Below are 18,491 nucleotides of genomic sequence, written 5' to 3'. Positions count from 1 at the left end.
GGCGCACGGCACCTTTAAGCCAACCGGCCAGCCCCGTGACGGGTGGTTGAGCATACAAAAATCCTTGCCGGCAAAGCTCACAAATACTCACAAATACTCACAAATACTCACAAATACTCACAAATACTCACAAATACTCACAAACACTCACAAATACGCACAAGCTCTCGCAAGCACGCAACAAGCTCAAAACCGCTCACCGCCGGCCTCCCGGCGCTATCCCTCAGCCTGGTCCAGCCAGCGCTGCACCAGCAGGTAGCCGACGCCACGCACCGTGCGGATCGCCGGGCCATGCGGCCAAGCCTGCGAGAGTTTGCCGCGCAACCGGCTGATGGCGACATCGAGCCGGTGCTCGTCGAAGTCAAGGTAGTTGCCACCCAGCGCTTCCACCAATTGGCGGCGGCCGGCGGGATCGGGCGCGCTGCGCCGCAGGGCCTGTAGCAGCTGGCCTTCCACGCGCGTGAGCAGGAGCGGGTTGCCATCTGGCGTGATGGCCATGAGACGGCGCGCATCGAGGCACCAGGCCGGCGCGGGCGCGTCGGCAAACGGCGGCAATGGAACGTCGGGCGTCACGGGGCCAAGGCGGCGCAGCAGGTTGGCGATCACCAGCAGCAGCTCTTCCGTGCGCGCCGGCTTGACGAGATAGCCATCGGCGCCGCCGCGCAGCCCGGCGAGCCGGTGGTGGGCCATGCCGCGCGCGGTCAGCATGACGATGCCCAGGTCGGGCCGGGTCCGGCGCAGGCGCTCGCAGATGGACAGCCCATCCTCATCCGGAAGGCCCAGGTCCAGTATCAGCAACCGGCACGGCTGGCTGGCCAGGTGCGCGTCCAGCGCGGCTGCATCGGCCAGGCTTGCGACGGCATAGCCGGCGTGGCTCAAGTGAAAGGCCAGCTCCGTGCGCAGGCGCTCGTTGTCCTCGACCAGCGCAATGGGAACCCCTTCGGCCATCCCTTCGCGCATCCCGGTTGGGGCGCCCTCGGAAGCAGCAAGCGCGGCGGCGACAGTCATGCGGCCTCCGGCAGCCACGCCACGAAACAGGCCCCCTCGCGCCAACCCGGATCGCAGCACAGGGTCCCGCCATGCAGCTCCATGATCTTGCGCGCCAGCGGCAGGCCCAACCCGAGGCCGGGCTGGTCGGCAATTTCGCCGAGCCGGCGGAATTTCTCGAAGATCACGTCTTCCTTGCCCAAGGGCACGCCGGGCCCCTGGTCGCGAATGCGCCAGGCCACGCCGCGCACGCCCTCGCGCATGCCAGCGGCGATGTCGATCAGGATGCGGCTCGCCGGGTAGGCGTACTTGAGCGCGTTGTCGAGCAGGTTGAGCAAGGCGAAATGCAGCAGGCGGACATCCCCATCGAGCTGCGGCAACCCGGCCCCGGCTTCCAGGGATACCCGGGCCGCCGCTTGCGGCTCAAGCGACGCGAGCACTTCCCGGCTGAGATCGGCGAAGCCAAACGGCGCAGTGTCGAGCTGCTGTTCGCCGGGCACCAGCCGCTCGCGCGCCTCGGCCAGCTCCATCAGGAGCTTCAGTCGCCGCACGGCCAGCTGGATGCTCTGGTAGCGGCTCTCGCGCTGCGCGCGGTCGCCGCCGATGTCATCGAGCAGGCGCAGGCTATAGGCCGCGGCATCGATCACCGCCACCGGCGTGCGAACCTCATGCGTCATCATTGCGAGCAAACGGCTTTGCTCCTCGAACGCACGCCGCTCGCGCAGGGAGGACGCCATCGCCTCGCAGGCCTGCTCCCGCTCCCGCTTGCGCCCGCTTTCCGCTTCGCGCACGCGCAGCACAATGGTCAGGTGCAACGTCAGCATCAGCGGCAGGTCGAGCAGGTGTGCGCTTTGCATCGTGACGAGGCTCAGCGGCAACAGGCCAAACGCGCCAAGGCAGCCAGGCAGGATGATGAGGCAATACAACGAAAGCGAAGCTGCGACCAGCCGTCCGGAAGCGCCTCCGGTGCGCCACAGGCGAAGATAGAGGGGTATCGAGAGCAATTGCCCCAGCAACACCCCGATATAGAGCGTGCAGACCGCAGTACCGTAGTGATCGCTCGATGACGACAAGGCGACCGCCAGGCCCATCAGCATGAGGCCCCGGTAATAGCCCAGCAGGTACGGCGCGCGCTCGCGCAACTGCAGCAGGCAGATCACGAACAGGCTGGCGCACGCCCATTGCAGCCCCACCAGGGCCTTGGTGGCCAAGAGCGGCACGGTGGCATCGTGCGGAAAGAGAAACTGGCTGGCCAGTCCGTCAGCGGCAAACCAGCGCAGGGTCGCCACTGCCACGAGCAGGGAAAAAGCACCGTAGAGCGCGCGGCGGGTCAGCAGCCAGCCGGCCAGGTAGAACAGCACCGCCGTGGCCACGAAACCCAGGTGCATGCCATAGCCGATGTTGGCAGCCGCGCTTGCCGCGCGCAGCTCGGACCCATGCCACAGCCGCAACGCCACCACCATCGTGCCGGTGGTCCGGATGCGCAGGTAGAGCACATCGCCCGGCTGCGGCTGCGCAAGCCGGAAGGCCAGGTTGCGATTACTCCCGTCGGGGCCGTCGCGGGCCTCGAAGGGCAGCGCATTGCCGCTGCGGCGCTCCACCCAGGCGCCGTTCGCTGCTGCCTGGTACAGGCGCACATCGTCAAGCGCCCCCGGCCAGATCTCCAGCCAGCGCTCGCCACCCTGCGCCGCCGCGGGCAGCACCACCTTGAGCCAGACCACGTCATAGGTAAAGCCCTCGCTCAAGCCGCCGCGCAATGGCTCGAATCCGTGGGCATGCGCGGCAACCTGCGCGATCGTGAGCCGCCCGCCGGGATCGCGCAACCAGGATACGTCGGGGCTTTGCAGGGGCAGCGGCCCGGCATCGGAGGCCCAGGCCCGCGCCACCAGCAGCCAGGCCAGCAAGCCGATGAGACCGGCCGCATGGAGGCGACGGGCCAGCATGACGCCAGCGCCATGGCGCCAGGGCGGATCGGCGGCGCTCATGCGGGCAAACCAGGTGGCCGGATCACAAGACCGATCCTGCTGCACTGCGTGACGCATGACCGTGACCGCCCGCTGCCAGGATGCAGGGACAACGAGAATTGCGAGGCTGCAGGCGCGTGACTCCGCCATCTGGGCACGCCAGCAATCCTGGGCGGCAGAGGAGCCGCCCGGCAAGCCAATCTTCAGTCATTCCCGAGGCAAGGTGTGCGGCGGGACTCCTAGAGCACCTGGTCCGCATTATCGTATTTGGTGTTTTATCTTCTTATCTTTTTGTCTTCTTCCCGCTGATCTCGTGATCTGGTGACCTGGATCTGCAGGAGGCCCATGCGGGGCACTTCTTCGGCGAGAACACAGCCGTGCGCGATTCTTGGCTATTGGCCGGGATTGTTCAAGTCCGCCAAACGAACGAGGTGAACCGGCGGCGGGAGCCGATACCAAAGTAGGCAACTCACCGATAGCGGGTGGCAAGCAAAAAGGCCATCCTGAGACCAGCATCGACGCGAAGGCGGCCACCCGGCCGCGCGCCTTCCACCGGCAACTGGCATGAATAGACGCTTACCCATGCCGGCCATGCCGTCCGGCCGGCCAGGCGTTCCTGGCCATGCCGTGCGGCGCGGCTTGCAGCTATCGCTTGCGTTACTCCACCGTGACCGACTTGGCCAGGTTACGCGGCTTGTCCACGTCGGTGCCGCGCGCGCAGGCAGTATGGTAGGCCAGCAACTGCAGCGGCACCACGTGCAGGATCGGCGACAGGTCGCCGTAGTGCTCGGGCAGGCGGATGACCTGGATGCCTTCGGTGGAATGGATATGGGTGTCGCTGTCGGCGAACACATACAGCCGGCCGCCGCGGGCGCGCACTTCCTGGATGTTGGACTTCAGCTTTTCCAGCAACGCGTCGTTGGGCGCCACCGTGACCACGGGCATGGCCTCGGTCACCAGTGCCAGCGGGCCGTGCTTGAGCTCGCCGGCCGGATAGGCTTCGGCGTGGATATACGAGATTTCCTTGAGCTTGAGCGCGCCTTCCAGAGCGATCGGGTAATGCAGGCCACGGCCCAGGAACAGCGCATTCTCGCGGCGGGCAAAGTCCTCGGACCAGGAGATGATCTGCGGCTCCAGCGCCAGCACGCCGTGCAGGGCCACGGGCAGGTGGCGCAGGTTGGTCAGCGCCGCGGCTTCCGCCTCGGCCGTGAGCCTGCCGCGTACCTTGGCCAGCGCCAGGGTCAGCATGTACAGTGCGGCAAGCTGGGTGGTGAAGGCCTTGGTCGACGCGACGCCGATCTCGGTGCCGGCACGCGTCAGGAAGCGCAGCGCGGTCTCGCGCACCATGGCGCTGGTGGACACATTGCACACAGCCAGGGTGTGCGTGTGGCCCAGCGACTTGGCGTGGCGCAGGGCGGCCATGGTATCGGCGGTCTCGCCAGACTGCGAGATCACCACCACCAGCGCGCGCGGGTTGGGCACGGTTTCGCGGTAGCGGTACTCGCTTGCCACCTCGACCTGGGTCGGGATCTTGGCCACGGATTCGAGCCAGTACTTGGCGGTGCAGCCCGAGTAATAGCTGGTGCCGCAGGCCAGGATCAGCACGCTGTCGATCTCGCTGAACACGCTCTGGGCGGTCTCGCCGAACAGTTCCGGCGTAATTGCGTCAATGCCTTCCAGCGTATCGCCGAGCGCGCGCGGCTGCTCGAAGATTTCCTTCTGCATGAAGTGGCGGTACGGGCCCAGTTCCACCGCCGCGGCGTGCGTCTCGACCACGCGCACTTCGCGCTCGACCAGGTGGTCGTGCACGTCGCGGATGGTGGCGCCTTCGCGGGTGAGTTCCACCACGTCGCCTTCTTCCAGGTAGATGATGCGGTTGGCGGTACCCGCCACGGCCAGCGCGTCGGAAGCGAGGAAGGATTCGTTGTCGCCCAGCGCCACGACCAGCGGCGAGCCGGCGCGGGCGCCGACCACGCGCTCCGGACGGTCCTTGGAGAACACGGCGATGGCGTAGGCGCCGTGCAGGCGCTTGGTCACGGCCCGCACCGAGGCGAACAGGTCGCCGCGCGTGGCGCTGCTCGGGTAGGTGTAGACCTGGTGGATCAGGTGGGCCACCACTTCGGTGTCGGTCTGCGACTCGAAGCCATAGCCGGCGGCGCGCAGCTCTTCGCGCAGCGGCTCATAGTTCTCGATGATGCCGTTGTGCACCAGCGCGATGGACTCGCCCGAGAAATGCGGGTGGGCGTTGGTGGTGTCGGGCTTGCCGTGCGTGGCCCAGCGCGTATGCGCCACGCCGGTCATGCCGGCCAGGCCGGACGCACGGGTCTGCTCGTCCAGGTCGGCCACGCGCGAGACCGTGCGGGCGCGCTCGAGCGCGTTGTCGCGCACTACCGCTACGCCACAGGAATCATAGCCACGGTACTCGAGGCGACGCAGTCCTTCGATCAGGACCGGAACAATATTGCGCGAGGAAACCGCGCCGACGATGCCGCACATATTCTTCTCCCACAGGGCGCGGACACAGCCGCACCGGATGATTGGCGCGAGGACGGCGCTGCCATCTCCCGCGAATTGCCATTGCCGCCCGGCCGCATCCCGGCCCGGCGGTGGCGGGGCTTATTTCTTGGCTTGCTTGACCGGACGCTGCCACGCGTCGAGCGTCATCTGCTTGGAGCGCGACAGCGTCAGCTTGTCGGCCGCCGCCTCCTTGGTCAGCGTCGTGCCGGCGCCAATGGTGGCGCCGCGGCGCACGGTCACCGGCGCGACCAGCTGCGTATCGGAACCGATAAAGACATCATCCTCGATGACGGTGCGGTACTTGTTCGCGCCATCGTAGTTGCAGGTGATGGTGCCCGCGCCAATATTGACGCGCGAGCCGACCGTGGCGTCGCCCACGTAGGCAAGGTGGTTAGCCTTGCTGTGCGCGGCGATCTGGCTGTTCTTGACCTCGACGAAGTTGCCAATGTGCACATCCTCGCCCAGCACCGTGCCGGGACGCAGGCGCGCATACGGGCCGATGCGGCCGGCCGCGCCAACGCTGGCATCCTCGAAATGGCAGAACGGCTGCACCCGCGCGCCAGCGCCCACGGTGCTGTTGCGCAGCACGCAGTTGGCGCCGATATGGGCGCCGTCTTCCAGGTGCACGCGGCCTTCGAACACGCAGTTCACGTCGATGGTGACGTCGCGCCCGCAGGTAAGCTCGCCGCGGATATCGATGCGCGCCGGATCCAGCAGCGTCACGCCGGCTTCAAGCAGGCGCTGCGCCAGGTTGCGCTGATGGATGCGCTCGAGCTCGGCGAGCTGCACCTTGCTGTTCACGCCCAGCGTTTCCCACAGCGCATCCGGCTGCGCGGAAACCACTTCCATGCCGTCCGCCACCGCGCGCTCGACGGCGTCGGTCAGGTAATACTCTCCCTGGGCGTTGTCATTGCGCAGCGTGGACAGCCAGCGACGCAGGGGGCCGGTGGGCGCCAGGATGATGCCGGTGTTGATTTCACGGATGGCGCGCTGCGGCTCGCTGGCATCCTTTTGCTCGACGATGCGCACGATCTTGCCCGCCTCGCGCACGATGCGGCCATAGCCGGTGGGGTCATCCATTTCAACCGTCAGGATGCCGAAGCGCTCGCTGCCGGCCGCGGCCACCAGGCGCTGCAGCGTGGCGGCTTCGGTCAGCGGCACATCGCCGTACAGCACCAGCGTCGGCTGGCTGTCGTCGAGCAGCGGGAGCGCCTGCGCCACCGCGTGGCCGGTGCCAAGCTGCTCGGCCTGCAGGGCGAAGGCAACGTCTGGCGCGCCAACGGCCTCGCGCACGCGGTCGGCACCATGCCCAACCACCACCACGAGCCGGGTCGGCAACAATTTACGTGACGTTTCAATCACATTAGCAAGCAGCGGCCGGCCAGCGAGAGGATGCAGGACCTTGGGCAGCGCGGAGTTCATCCGCTTGCCCATTCCTGCAGCGAGAATGACGATATTCACAAGGAGGGTCCTAAGTGAGTGTGTCCAGCAATCAGTATGAATCACCCCCTCGGCGAGCCCGGGGGCCAGCAGCGTTGGCCAGGGTCCTGGCCCGAAGCCCGAAACCGGCGGCAAAGCCAGCAACGGTTGGGAATCGCGGGCACGATCAGCTGCCAAAACGCGCGGAAAAGGATTCTATCATGGGGGTTTTGCGCCGTTTGACCGCTTATCCCTTCCTGCGCGGGGACCGTCTCCGGCGTCTCTTTCTGGTCACAGCCGTGGCCGCCCTGACGGCCTGCAATGCCCTGAAGCTAGGCTACCAGCAGGGCGACCGGCTCGCCTACTGGTGGATCGACAACTACGTGGACGTCTCCGCCAGCCAGGAACCCCTCACCCGCGACGCCATCGCCCGCTTCTTTGCCTGGCATCGCAAGGACCAGTTGCCCGAGATCGCCGGCCTGCTGCGCCAGGCCAAGAGCGAGGTACAGCAGCCGCTCTCCGCCGCCGCGGTGGGCAAGATCCAGGACGACGCCCAGCGCCTGGCACGCGTTGCCTTCGATCGCTCCGCACCCGACGTGGCCGACCTGCTGCTGACGCTGACCCCTGAGCAGATCGCCCGCATGGAGAAGAAATTCGCCGATGCCAACTCCAAATACCGCAAGGAATACCTGCGCCCCGACCCGGCGGCCCGCGAGGAAGCCCGGTTCGACAAGGTGATGGACTACGCGCGGCTGGTCTATGGGCGCTTTTCCAGTGACCAGGAGGCCACTATCCGCCGCGCCATGGCACCCGTGGTGCAAGGCGCCGAGGCGCGCTATGCGGAACGCGTCAAGCGCCAGCAGGAATGGCTGGCGCTGGCGCGCCAGGTGCAGGCCGAGCATCCGCCCAAGGCCCAGGTCGTGGAGATGCTAAGGCGCTATGGCGATCACTGGCAGAACCCGCCTACGCGGGAGCGCAATGCCCGTTACGACGCCAACAACGAGGCCGGGCTGGCGCTGACCGTCACCATTGCCAACCTGACCACACCGGAGCAGAAGGCCCACGCGGCGGATCGCTTCCAGAAATGGATCGATGACGCGAACGCGTTGACGCGGGATGGCACCGCCAACGCGGCGGCGCCCCAGCCAACACGCGCTGAGAACTGACGAGGGGCAAGGAGGCCGGGAGGCCGGCCCGTGGCCTATTCGGCGGCAGGCTGCGCCGGGCTGGCGGGCGCGGACTTCTCGAAGCGCACGAATTCCAGCTTGTTCTCTTCCATGCCGCCCGCAAAGACCAGCGGCTGCTGGGAGAAAGTGCTCTCGCCGAACAGCGATGCCTCGTCCACCTTGGCCAGTCCGGTTGCCAGCGCGTTGAAATCGAACAGATCGGTATCGGCCAGATGCGACGGCACCACGCTGCGCAGCGCGGCAAAGATATTGTCGGTGCGCCCCGGATTGGTCCGCTCCCACTCCAGCACCATCTCCTTGACCTTCTTGCGCTGCAGGTTTTCCTGCGAGCCGCACAGGTTGCACGGGATGATCGGGTATTCCATCGCGCGCGCGTAGCTGGCGATGTCCTTTTCAGGGCAATAGGCCAGCGGGCGGATCACGATGTGCTGGCCGTCGTCGGTGGCCAGCTTGGGCGGCATCGCCTTCATCTTGCCGCCGAAGAACAGGTTCAGGAAGAAGGTCTGGATGATGTCGTCGCGATGGTGGCCCAGCGCGATCTTGTTGGCGCCGAGCTCCTTGGCGGTACGGTAGATCACGCCGCGGCGCAGGCGCGAGCACAGCGAGCAGGTGGTCTTGCCCTCGGGCACCTTCTCCTTGACGATGGAATAGGTATCCGCGTCGACGATCACATACTCCACCCCCACCGATTTCAGGTAAGCCGGCAGGATGTGCGCGGGAAAGCCCGGCTGCTTCTGGTCCAGGTTCATCGCGATCAGCTTGAACTTGACCGGCGCGCGCTTTTGCAGCGCCATCAGCACCGACAGCATGGTGTACGAGTCCTTGCCGCCGGAGAGGCACACCAGCACCGTGTCGCCGTCCTCGATCATCTTGAAATCGCCGATGGCGCGGCCCGTCTGCGACTGGAGATAGGTCTCCAGACGGAAGAAGTTCTTGGAATGCGTGGTGGCGGTCATGGCGATGGGGCGAAGGGGCGATCGGGTACAGCAAAGCAAGGGCAAAACGGCGCACAATGCGGCAGTTGCATCACATGCAAGCTGCCGGGGCCGGAGAACCCGGCATTTTACCGTGAGCTGCCACCCTGCGCCGGCAGCCCGCCAGAGCGACTCACTTACTGGCCAACCGGCTCGCTCTTGATGTGGAACACCTCGACGCCGACCGAATCGCAGTCCGGGTACACATCCGGCTTTTCTGTCGATACGCGCACGGCGCGCACCTTGGGATGCTTGAGCATGGCGCGCGCCACGTCGTCGCACAGGGTTTCCTGCAGGTGGACGTGGCCCTGCGCCATGCGCTCGGCGACCGTATTGCGCATGAAGTCGTAGTCCACCACTTCCTGCAGCTTGTCGTCCTGGGGCGTGCTCTGGGCCAGCGGCACGAACAGGTCGATATTGATCAGCACGCGCTGTTCGCCCTTTTTCTCGAATTCGTGCACGCCGATATTGATCTGCACTTCGTAGTTGCGCAAGAACATGCGGCGGCAGTCTTGCAGGCTGGGATGTGTGAGGGCGGCGAGCATGGTCATGATGGGCAGAGGAAAAAGAGGGAGAAGGCGCGCACGGACTTGGCGCGCGCGCCGGGTACGTTATTGGATCATTCGGTCAGGAACATCACGTCGCGCGCCAGCGGCATCAGGTGCTGGCCACCGTCGACGTAAAGCGTGGTGCCGGTCACGGCGCGCGCTTCGGCCAGGTAGGCCACCGCCTGCGCGATGTCCTCCGGCGTGGACGACTGCCCCAGCGGCGTCATGCGGTGGGCGCGCCGGAAGCCCGGGCTGGACTGGTCGCCGGAGACCATGGTGATGCCGGGCGCCACGCCCACCACGCGCAGCTTGGGTCCCAGCGCCTGGGCCAGCTGCACGGTAGCCGTCTGCAGCGCCGCCTTGGACAGCGTGTACGACAGGAAGTCCGGATTCAGGTTATCCAGTTTCTGGTCGAGCAGGTTGATGACCACGCCGCGCTGCGTGTCCGACATGGCACGGTGCATTTCGCGCGCGAGCAGCAGCGGTGCGGCCACATTGGTGCGCATATGCGTATCGAGCGAGGCATAGGAAAAGCTGGTGGCCACGTCGTACTGGAACAGCGAGGCATTGTTGACCAGGCAGGTCGGCACGCCCAGCGCATCGGTACAGGCCTTGATCAGCGTGGCGGTGGACGCCTCGTCGGCCAGGTCGGCCTGCAGCACGGCGGCACGCTGGCCACCGGCGCGGATCTGTTCGGCCAGCGCCTCGGCCTCGGCCACGGAGCGGTGGCAATGCACCGCCACGTCCCAGCCGCGCTGGGCCAGTTCCAGCGCGATCACACGCCCGAGCCGGCGCGCGGCGCCGGTGACGAGCGCGATGCCGCGCGCGGGGGTAGCGGAGGCTGCGGCGGCGGTAGCGCCGGCAGGCGATGCGGAGTCAGGGGTTTCGGAGGCTGGCATTGCTACAATCGCGGTATGCACAAAGGCGCTAGTTTACCCCTTCCCCCCGCCGACGCACTGTCGGCGTCCGCCGCGCTTACCGCGCACATCGGCCAGGCTATCGACGACGCGGGCGGCTGGCTCGGGTTCGACCGCTATATGGCGCTTGCGCTATATGCGCCCGGGCTGGGCTACTACAGCGGCGGCGCCGCCAAATTCGGCCGCGACGCGCGCGATGGCAGCGACTTCATCACCGCCCCCGAACTCAGCCCGTATTTCGCCCGTACGCTCGCGCGCCAGTTCGCGCCGCTGCTGGCGCAGGGCCTGTCGCAGGTCCTGGAGTTCGGCGCCGGCACCGGCCGGCTCGCCGCCGATCTGCTGCTGGCCCTGGAGCAGGAAGGCCAGTTGCCCGAGCGCTACGCCATCGTCGAGCTCTCCGGCGAGCTGCGCGCGCGCCAACAGGCCACGCTGGCCACGCGCGCGCCGCATCTGGCCCCGCGCGTCACCTGGCTGGATACGCTGCCCGAGCATTTCGAAGGGATCGTGGTCGGCAACGAAGTGCTGGACGCCATGCCGGTGCGGCTGTTCGCCCGCAGCCACGGCCGCTGGCTGGAGCGCGGCGTAGCCCGCCTGGACAGCGATGCTGACGCATCTGACGCATCCGACGCAGCCTTCGGCTTCTCGGACCGCCCCGTGGCGGCCGACGCCCTGCCCGCATCCCTGCACGGCGTGGCCGGCGACCACGACATCGTCACCGAAACCCACGCCGAGGCAGAAGGCTTCATGCGCGCGGTGGGCACGATGCTCACGCGGGGTGCGGTGTTCCTGATCGATTACGGTTTCCCCGCGGCCGAGTATTACCATCCGCAGCGCGTCGGCGGCACGCTGATGTGCCACTACCGCCATCACGCCCACCCGGACCCCTTCCTCTACCCTGGCCTTCAGGACATCACCGCCCACGTCAACTTCAGCGGCATCGCCCACGCCGCGGCGGATGCCGGGCTGACGGTGGCCGGCTTCGCCTCGCAGGCGCGCTTCCTGATGAATGCCGGCATCACCGAGCTGCTGATGGCGCTGGACCCCAACGACACGCGCAACTTCCTGCCCGCCGCCAACGCGGTGCAAAAGCTGCTGTCCGAGGCCGAGATGGGCGAACTGTTCAAGGTGATCGCGCTGACCCGCGACTTTGATGCGGCGCTGCCGCTGGCAGGCTTCGCACGCGGCGATCGCAGCCACGCGCTATAGTCCGCGCATTTCACCCTCTCCCCCCTTAGGCACCCCAACATGCTGCGCTGGACCCTCACCATCTTCCTGGCCGTCATCGTGCTGTCGGCGGCACTGCCCTGGCTGCAGAAGCTGGGGTTGGGGCGGTTGCCGGGGGATTTGCGGTTTCGGTTGTTTGGGAGGGAGTTTGTGTTGCCGTTTGCTTCGACGGTTTTGTTGTCGATGGTGGCGTTGGTGATTGGGAAGTTGTTTTAGGGTGTGGGGCGGATACTGCGGACACTGCAGACACTGCTGGCCTGCAACTGCAGCTACAACTGCAACGGCTTAACGTCAACTGCAACTGCAGTTTCGCCTCCCCGCAGGGGAGGTGAAACTGCCTTTGACTTTGCAGTTAAGCAGCTGCAGTTGCAGATGAAGTTGCAGTTAAACCCCTACCCCCCAACCTTAACCTCCACTGCCGCCACCCGCGCAGCATGCACCCGATCCTTGATCAACCCAGGATCCCCAGCACACTCCCGCGCCACGGCCCCGGCGTCCACCGAAGCCGCCGCCTCCAGCGCCATCATCAACCGCGCCGCCTGCGGATACTCCCGGTCCTCAAACCCAAGCCGTCCCCGCGCATCCGCCTCGCATGCCTGCAGCGCTTCAGCAAACCGCGCCGGCTTGCGCAATGCATCGCACCGCTCCAGCAAACGCGTCAGCGCGGCAGCGCCGAACGCCTCGGAGCGATGGATATTGCCATGCTCGCGCGCCACCACCACAGCCAGGTCACGGCAGTCAGTGGGCACCCGCAACCGCTTGCAAACCGCCTCCAGCAATGCCACGCTGCGCTGCTCGTGCCCGATATGACGCGGCAGCACATCCTCGGGCGTGGTGCCCTTGCCCAGGTCGTGCATCAGCGCGGCAAAGCGCACCGGCAACGAGGTGCCCATCGCGGCGGCGGTATCCACGACCATCATCACGTGCACGCCGGTATCCACCTCCGGGTGGTAGTCGGCCCGCTGCGGCACGCCCCATAGCCGGTCCAGCTCGGGCAGCAGCCGCGCCAGCGCCCCGCATTCGCGCAGCACCTCGAACATGCGCGAGGGCCGTGCCTCCATCAGGCCGCGCGCGAGTTCCTGCCAGACGCGTTCGGCCACCAGCGCGTCGACCTCGCCGGCTTCCACCATCCGGCGCATCAGCACCAGCGTCTCGGGGGCTACCGTGAAATCGTTGAAACGCGCGGCAAAGCGCGCCACGCGCAGGATCCGCACCGGGTCTTCGGCGAAGGCGTCCGACACATGGCGAAACTGCCGTGCGGCAAGGTCGCGCTGCCCGCCGTAGGGATCGATCACAGGGCCCGTGAGCGCGCCGTCATCACCCACCGCCCGCGCCATGGCGTTGACGGTGAGGTCGCGACGCACCAGGTCGTCTTCCAGCGTCACATCCGGGGCGCAATAGAACGAAAAGCCCTTGTAGCCTGCCGCGGTCTTGCGCTCGGTGCGGGCCAGCGCGTATTCCTCCCGGGTCCTGGGATGGAGGAACACGGGAAAATCCTTGCCTACCGGCTTATAGCCCTGGGCTTCCATCTCGGCCGGGGTCGCGCCCACCACCACATAGTCGCGGTCCTGGCTCGACAAGCCCAGCAGGGCGTCGCGAATGGCGCCGCCTACGGCATACACCTGCATGGACGAACTCAATGGTTGATCACAATCGCGTCGGCGCGATCGGGGGTGAGGCGGTAGGGCTCGTCGGAGGCAAGGAAATCGCGCTCTTCACGGGCATCGGCGATCCACGCCTGCATGGCCGGCAGCGCCAGGATAAAGTCCGCATATTGCTTGGCGGCCTCTGGCAGGTGGATGCCATAAGTGGCAAAGCGGCTGACCACCGGCGCGAAAAATGCGTCGGCAATGGTGAATGCACCGAACAGGAACGGGCCTGCGGCCGCATGGCGCGCGCGCAGGTCCGACCAGATCGCGGCGACGCGGTCCACATCGCGCTGCACCGCTACGTTCCAGCCCATGCCGGGCAGCACCGCGGTGACGTTCATCGGCAGCTGGCTGCGCAGGTTGCCGAAGCCCGAGTGCATCTCCGCGCAGATCGAGCGCGCATGCGCACGCTCGGCACGGTCGGCCGGCCAGAGCTGCTTCTCGGGAAAGGACTCGGCCAGGTATTCGGCAATCGACAGCGAGTCCCACACCGAGACATCGCCATCGACCAGCACCGGCACCTTGCCGGTCGGCGAGTGCTTCGCAATCGCTTGCTCAAACCCGGCCACGAACAAGCGCACCTTGACCTCCTCGAACGCAATGCCAGCCTGCCGCATCAGCAACCAGGGGCGCAGCGACCAGGAAGAGTAATTCTTGTTGCCGATGACGAGCTTCATCGCAAAATCCTTGCAGGAAAACGTGGGGGATCACGCGCGGCCGGGGCAAGCCCGCGGCGCGAAGCGTGCGGACGCAAGCGCACGGCGGCGAACGAACCATTGTAGCCAGCCACGCCAAGCGCCTCCAAGCGAATTACGCTCGCAGCGATGTGAATCCTGGTCACATGCGAAGGGCAAGGCCGGGGCGGGCGGCCTGCCGCTCAACGATACCCGCTGCGCCGCAGTCCCAGCATCTGGCTCTCGTGCCCGCGGCCCGCCAGCACATCGGTCATCACCACCTCCAGTCCCACCGGCTGGCCCAGCCCGAGCTCGGGCGCGATCGGCCCCTGCATGACATTGTCGAGCCGCATGGAGTCCAGGTTGTCGCGCGACATCACCGGTGCGCCCGGCATGTGCTCGAGGATGGCTGCCTGCACGCGGGCCAGGGCGTCGGGCAGATGCAGGACCGGGCGCGGGTGGCCGCTGGCGCGGCCGGCAAAACGCACCAGCTCCTCCAGCGTATAGACCATCGGCCCCGCCAGGTCGTAGGCGCGGCCGATGGTGTCCCGCGTCGCCATGGCGTTGACCATGGCCTGCGCCACGTCCTGCACGTACACCGGCTGGAACCTGGCGTGCGCGCAGGCGAGCGGCACCACGGGCGCCAGTTGCTGCAGTTGGGCGAACAGATTGAGGAAATGGTCGTCGGGGCCGAAGATCACGGACGGACGGAAGATGGTCCAGTCCAAAGCGCTCTCGCGCACCACGCGCTCGCCGTCGCCCTTGCTGCGCAGGTACATCGACGGGCCGGCGCTGTCGGCGCCCAGCGCGCTCATGTGCAACAGCCTGCGCACGCCGGTACTGCGGCAAGACTCGACAATGCGCCGCGCGAGGTCCACATGGGCAGCGGCAAAGGCCGCGCCATAGGGCTCGGCGCGTTCGCCATGGAGAATGCCGACCAGGTTCACCACGATGCCGTCGGTGCCCAGCGTGCCAATGGCGGCGTTCAGCTCAGCATCGTTCCTCACGTCCAGCTCGATCACCTCGACGCGCGGCAGCAGCAGCAGGTGCTGCGCATGCTCGGCGTCGCGGGTAGCGACCACGATGCGTTCGGGGTCCAGAGGCGGCTCCACGACGGTGCCCGGCTCCAGCGGCGTGGCCGACGCGGTGGCGACACCTGCCAGGCGGGCTACCAGGTGGCTGCCGACAAAGCCGGCCCCTCCGATCACTAGAACGTTGCTGGTCTGCATGGATCTCTCCGCGGCAAGGGACGACTGGCGCACGCTCCAGGGCTGGAGCATGCGCCGGTTACCGCATGGCCTGCAGACCGCGCTGCCTCGAAGGCGTTAGAACCTCAGGGCAGGCTGGTCGTGGTGATCTGCGACGGCGACACCACGCCCAGGCGATCCTTGAGCGACTGCGGCCGGCCGCTCATCAATGCAGCATAGTACGTGGCGTTCGACAGCACATTCTTCACGTAGGTCCGGGTCTCCGAGAACGGAATGGTCTCGGCGAAGATCGCGCCCTCAACCTGGCGCGGCAAGCTGGAGCGCCAGCTCTTGGGACGGCCCGGGCCAGCGTTGTAGGCGGCCGAAGCCAGCGTCCAGGAGCTGTCCAGGTCAGTCAGCACCATGCTCATATAGTTGGTGCCGAGCTGGATGTTGATACTGGGATCGCTCATCATCGTGGGCGAGAAGTCCGTCATGCCGATCTTGCGCGCAACCCACTTGGCAGTCGCCGGCATCACCTGCATCAGGCCATGCGCGCCGGCGGAGGAGCGCGCGTTCATGATGAAGCGCGACTCCTGGCGCACCAGCCCATAGGCCCATGCCATATCCAGGCCCACGTCATCGGTGGCGCGCTGCATGATGTCGCGGTATGGCATCAGGAAGCGCAGCGAGAAGTCATGCTCGGCCTGGGTGCGGTCCGCAGTGTTCACGGCGCGGTCCAGCAGCTCGATGCGGCGGGCGTAGTCGGCGGCGGCCAGCAGCTGGCGGTCGGTCATGCCGCGCAGTTCCCAGTTCCATTCGCGATTGCCCTCGAAACGCAGGTTCAGGTCATAGAACTTCTGCGCGCGCAGGAAGCCCGGGCGGGTGCGCATGGCATTGACCTCGGCATCGCTGACCTGCGTGCGTGCCGGCAGCACGATGCGGTTGCCCAGTTCCTCGCTGGCCAGCTGGCCGTAGAAGTTGAACTGGCCGGCGATCGACTGGAACTGCTTCTCGGCCTCGGCGCCGCGGTTGTCCGCCTTGAGCGCGCGCCCGTACCAGTACGTCCAGGCCGGGTCCTTGGCGCGCAGCTCGGGGCGCATCAGCTCCACTGCCTGGCGCACCTGCTTCCAGTCGCCCTGGCGCAGCGCGGAGCGCACGCGCCACTCCTGCGTTTCGTCGGACAGCCACTGGTTGCCGCCCAGGTCCATCTGGCGGCGGTAGTAGCCGGCTGCCTCGGGCGCAAGCTTCTTGGCGGCGTACTGGCCGACCACGCCCCAGCCGGCTCCCTGCTCGTCGCGCGACAGGCTGCCGGCGTTGGCGCTCAGGTAGGCCGCGGCCTGGGAGGGATCGTTGCGCGCCATCTTGACCACGGTGGCGAGCGTGTTGCTGTCGCCGCGCGCGTCCGGCGCGGTGGCGGCGATGCGCCCGGCCAGCGTCACATAGTTCTGCTCCAGCGCCTGGCGTGCCTGGAAGGCCACGTCGCTCGGCTCGATCTGCCTGCTTTGGGCCAGGTAGCCGATCAGGTCGACACAGCCTTCGCCGTAGTAGCGCGGATCGCTCAGCGCCGCGCGTGCATCCGCCGCCACGTTCTGGCCCTTGAGCGCGCGCGACAGCAACGCGTAGCACTCAACCTGCGTATCGTCCTTGAGCACGAACTGCGGGTATTCGGCGTCGAAATTGGCCCAGTCGCGCTTCTTGCCCAGCACCAGCAGCCAGTCATTGCGCATGCGGTCGGCAATGGCCTCGCCCTTGTAGCGCTGCAGGAAAGCACGTACCTGGTCGTCAGGGGCGTCGATGCGGGCCAGGCCGCTGGCGTCGAACATCTGCGGCTTGATGCGGAAGTACTCGACGTAAGACGAGATCGGGTAGTCCACCAGCGTGGCCGAGATGGCGTCGGTGCGTGCCACGTCGTTTTTGCGCGCGGCTTCGCGCAGCGCCACGAAAGCGTCGTCGGGGTTGCTCGGGATGGCGAGCGACTGCGATTGGGGTTGCGGCTGGGGCCGTTTCTGCGCAAATACCGGCGTGGCAAGCACTGCGCACGCGATCGCCGCCAGGGCGGCCTTGGCCGCACGCTGCGGATATACTCCCTTCGGCATTCTTCTTCCTTGTTGTGACGGCCGGACAGGACCTTTCGAGGGCGCGCATCCGACCGTGCAATGTTGGGTCAACAGCAGACATTATCCCACGCAGCCATGCCCAGCGACGACGTTCGCAGCCCCTCCGGCAAGCCCGGAAAGCCCGACTCCGGCGTGCCGCGAGCGGCACTGCGCCGCCAGTTGCTGGCGCTGCGCGGCGCATTGCCGCAGCGCCCCGCCGCCGACGCCGGCATCGAAGCCGCGCTGGCCGCCCTGCTGGAGCGCCTGCCCGTGCATCGACTGGGCTTTTACTGGCCGATCCAGCAGGAGTTCGACGCCCGTGGCGTGGTCTCGCGCTGGCTTGCCAGCGCTCCCGGGCGGCAAGCGGCCCTGCCGGTGGTAAGCCGGCCGGGCGCGCCACTGGATTTCCACCAGTGGGAACCGGCCACGCCAATGGTTGCCGGGCATTACGGCATTCCCGTGCCCGACGGCACGCCGCCCTTGCTGCCAGACGTCCTGCTGATTCCATGTGTCGGTTTTAGCGGGGATAAGTTCCGCCTGGGCTATGGCGGCGGGTTCTACGACCGCACGCTGGCGGCACTGGCTGCCAGCGGGAACACGCCGGTGGCGATCGGCATCGGGCATGAGGCCTGCCGGATTGCGTTGGTGCCGCAGGAGCATGATTTGCCGATGGATTGGGTGGTTAGTGAGGGGGGGGTGTTTTGAGGGATATGGGATGCGGCCTTATCCCATTTTTTTTGGAGGGGGGGTCGCTGTTTCTCTGATCGGCGTTGGTTTTTGGACCCAAGGGCCATACGACATCCCCCTGCGGGGGCTGCCGGTCACTTTTCTTTGACCGGCAAAGAAAACTAACGAAAAGAAAGCTGAGGTTCCCCTTGTTTTTCGCCTTCCAAGGGTAAGGGAGTCAAGCCGCCATGTCCCGTGGGTGTTCCCAGTCCCGGAGGTACTGGGCCGGGGACACATAGCCGAGCGTGGAGTGTCGGCGGCTCCGATTGTAAAAGATCTCGATGTAGTCAAAGAGATCGTCTTTGGCTTGCTCGTGCGTGGCGTAGCGCTGGCCATGCACCCGCTCGTTTTTCAGACTGTTGAAGAAGCTCTCGCTCGGGGCATTGTCCCAACAGTTCCCTTTGCGACTCATCGAGCAG

16 protein-coding genes are annotated in these 18,491 nt (G+C 66.7%); 4 read left to right on the top strand and 12 right to left on the bottom strand.

Annotated features, from left to right (window positions below; all coding sequences use genetic code 11):
* Nucleotides 1-216: 216 nt before the first annotated feature.
* The 4 genes from A9975_RS10500 to glmU all read right to left on the bottom strand — a co-directional run bounded on the left by A9975_RS10500 (nt 217) and on the right by glmU (nt 6,929).
* Entirely contained in the window at nt 217-1,008 is a 792-nt protein-coding gene (locus A9975_RS10500; RefSeq protein ID WP_183032631.1) for a response regulator transcription factor, read from the bottom strand.
* On the bottom strand, nt 1,005-3,029 hold the full coding sequence (locus A9975_RS10495; protein ID WP_255503149.1) for a sensor histidine kinase: 2,025 nt from the start codon (nt 3,027-3,029) through the stop codon (nt 1,005-1,007). Before A9975_RS10495 ends, A9975_RS10500 begins: the two co-directional genes overlap by 4 nt.
* Nucleotides 3,030-3,608: 579 nt before the next feature.
* Nucleotides 3,609-5,447, bottom strand: coding sequence for a glutamine--fructose-6-phosphate transaminase (isomerizing) (glmS, locus tag A9975_RS10490; RefSeq protein ID WP_183032630.1), 1,839 nt, complete (start codon nt 5,445-5,447; stop codon nt 3,609-3,611).
* A gap of 120 nt (nt 5,448-5,567) precedes the next feature.
* On the bottom strand, nt 5,568-6,929 hold the full coding sequence (glmU, locus tag A9975_RS10485) for a bifunctional UDP-N-acetylglucosamine diphosphorylase/glucosamine-1-phosphate N-acetyltransferase GlmU (RefSeq protein WP_183032629.1): 1,362 nt from the start codon (nt 6,927-6,929) through the stop codon (nt 5,568-5,570).
* A 257-nt stretch (nt 6,930-7,186) separates the two neighbouring features.
* On the opposite strand from glmU, the gene A9975_RS10480 reads away from it, so the two are divergent.
* Entirely contained in the window at nt 7,187-8,053 is an 867-nt protein-coding gene (locus A9975_RS10480; protein ID WP_183032628.1) for a DUF6279 family lipoprotein, read from the top strand.
* Nucleotides 8,054-8,088: 35 nt separating this feature from the next.
* Here A9975_RS10480 and ttcA read toward each other — a convergent pair whose 3' ends face one another.
* The 3 genes from ttcA to A9975_RS10465 all read right to left on the bottom strand — a co-directional run bounded on the left by ttcA (nt 8,089) and on the right by A9975_RS10465 (nt 10,495).
* A complete protein-coding gene (gene ttcA / locus A9975_RS10475; protein ID WP_183032627.1) occupies nt 8,089-9,030 on the bottom strand; it encodes a tRNA 2-thiocytidine(32) synthetase TtcA in 942 nt (313 codons plus the stop codon).
* 155 nt (nt 9,031-9,185) lie between these two features.
* Nucleotides 9,186-9,599: a dihydroneopterin aldolase gene (locus A9975_RS10470; protein WP_150992011.1), complete on the bottom strand. Its 414-nt coding sequence runs from the start codon at nt 9,597-9,599 to the stop codon at nt 9,186-9,188.
* 68 nt (nt 9,600-9,667) lie between these two features.
* Nucleotides 9,668-10,495 (bottom strand): SDR family oxidoreductase, encoded by an 828-nt coding sequence (locus A9975_RS10465; protein ID WP_183032626.1) that lies wholly within the window; start codon nt 10,493-10,495, stop codon nt 9,668-9,670.
* A gap of 15 nt (nt 10,496-10,510) precedes the next feature.
* Between A9975_RS10465 and A9975_RS10460 the strand changes: the two genes are divergently transcribed.
* The gene (locus A9975_RS10460; RefSeq protein ID WP_183032625.1) at nt 10,511-11,719 is read left to right on the top strand and encodes a class I SAM-dependent methyltransferase; all 1,209 of its coding nucleotides are present in this window, start codon (nt 10,511-10,513) and stop codon (nt 11,717-11,719) included.
* Nucleotides 11,720-11,758: 39 nt separating this feature from the next.
* Nucleotides 11,759-11,953 carry a DUF2905 domain-containing protein gene (locus A9975_RS10455; protein ID WP_150992005.1) on the top strand — a complete coding sequence of 65 codons (195 nt, stop codon included), beginning with the start codon at nt 11,759-11,761 and terminating at the stop codon, nt 11,951-11,953.
* Between the two features lie 176 nt (nt 11,954-12,129).
* Here A9975_RS10455 and A9975_RS10450 read toward each other — a convergent pair whose 3' ends face one another.
* The 4 genes from A9975_RS10450 to A9975_RS10435 all read right to left on the bottom strand — a co-directional run bounded on the left by A9975_RS10450 (nt 12,130) and on the right by A9975_RS10435 (nt 17,346).
* Nucleotides 12,130-13,365 carry a multifunctional CCA addition/repair protein gene (locus A9975_RS10450; RefSeq protein WP_183032624.1) on the bottom strand — a complete coding sequence of 412 codons (1,236 nt, stop codon included), beginning with the start codon at nt 13,363-13,365 and terminating at the stop codon, nt 12,130-12,132.
* A gap of 8 nt (nt 13,366-13,373) precedes the next feature.
* Nucleotides 13,374-14,063 carry a glutathione S-transferase family protein gene (locus A9975_RS10445; RefSeq protein ID WP_183032623.1) on the bottom strand — a complete coding sequence of 230 codons (690 nt, stop codon included), beginning with the start codon at nt 14,061-14,063 and terminating at the stop codon, nt 13,374-13,376.
* Nucleotides 14,064-14,263: 200 nt separating this feature from the next.
* Nucleotides 14,264-15,289, bottom strand: a complete 1,026-nt coding sequence (locus tag A9975_RS10440) for a complex I NDUFA9 subunit family protein (protein ID WP_183032622.1) — start codon at nt 15,287-15,289, stop codon at nt 14,264-14,266.
* Nucleotides 15,290-15,393: 104 nt separating this feature from the next.
* A complete protein-coding gene (locus tag A9975_RS10435; protein ID WP_183032621.1) occupies nt 15,394-17,346 on the bottom strand; it encodes a lytic transglycosylase domain-containing protein in 1,953 nt (650 codons plus the stop codon).
* Nucleotides 17,347-17,442: 96 nt separating this feature from the next.
* On the opposite strand from A9975_RS10435, the gene A9975_RS10430 reads away from it, so the two are divergent.
* Entirely contained in the window at nt 17,443-18,051 is a 609-nt protein-coding gene (locus A9975_RS10430; RefSeq protein ID WP_220810694.1) for a 5-formyltetrahydrofolate cyclo-ligase, read from the top strand.
* Between the two features lie 199 nt (nt 18,052-18,250).
* Here the strand turns inward: A9975_RS10430 and A9975_RS10425 are convergent.
* The coding region (locus A9975_RS10425; RefSeq protein WP_183032620.1) for an IS3 family transposase at nt 18,251-18,491 on the bottom strand (241 nt) is incomplete at its 5' end.

Origin of the sequence: Cupriavidus sp. UME77 (genome assembly GCF_014170355.1) — a bacterium.
Classification (GTDB): Bacteria; Pseudomonadota; Gammaproteobacteria; order Burkholderiales; family Burkholderiaceae; genus Cupriavidus; species Cupriavidus basilensis.
The sequence above is the reverse complement of the archived record's forward strand: the minus strand, read 5'-3'. Positions and strand labels throughout refer to the sequence as shown.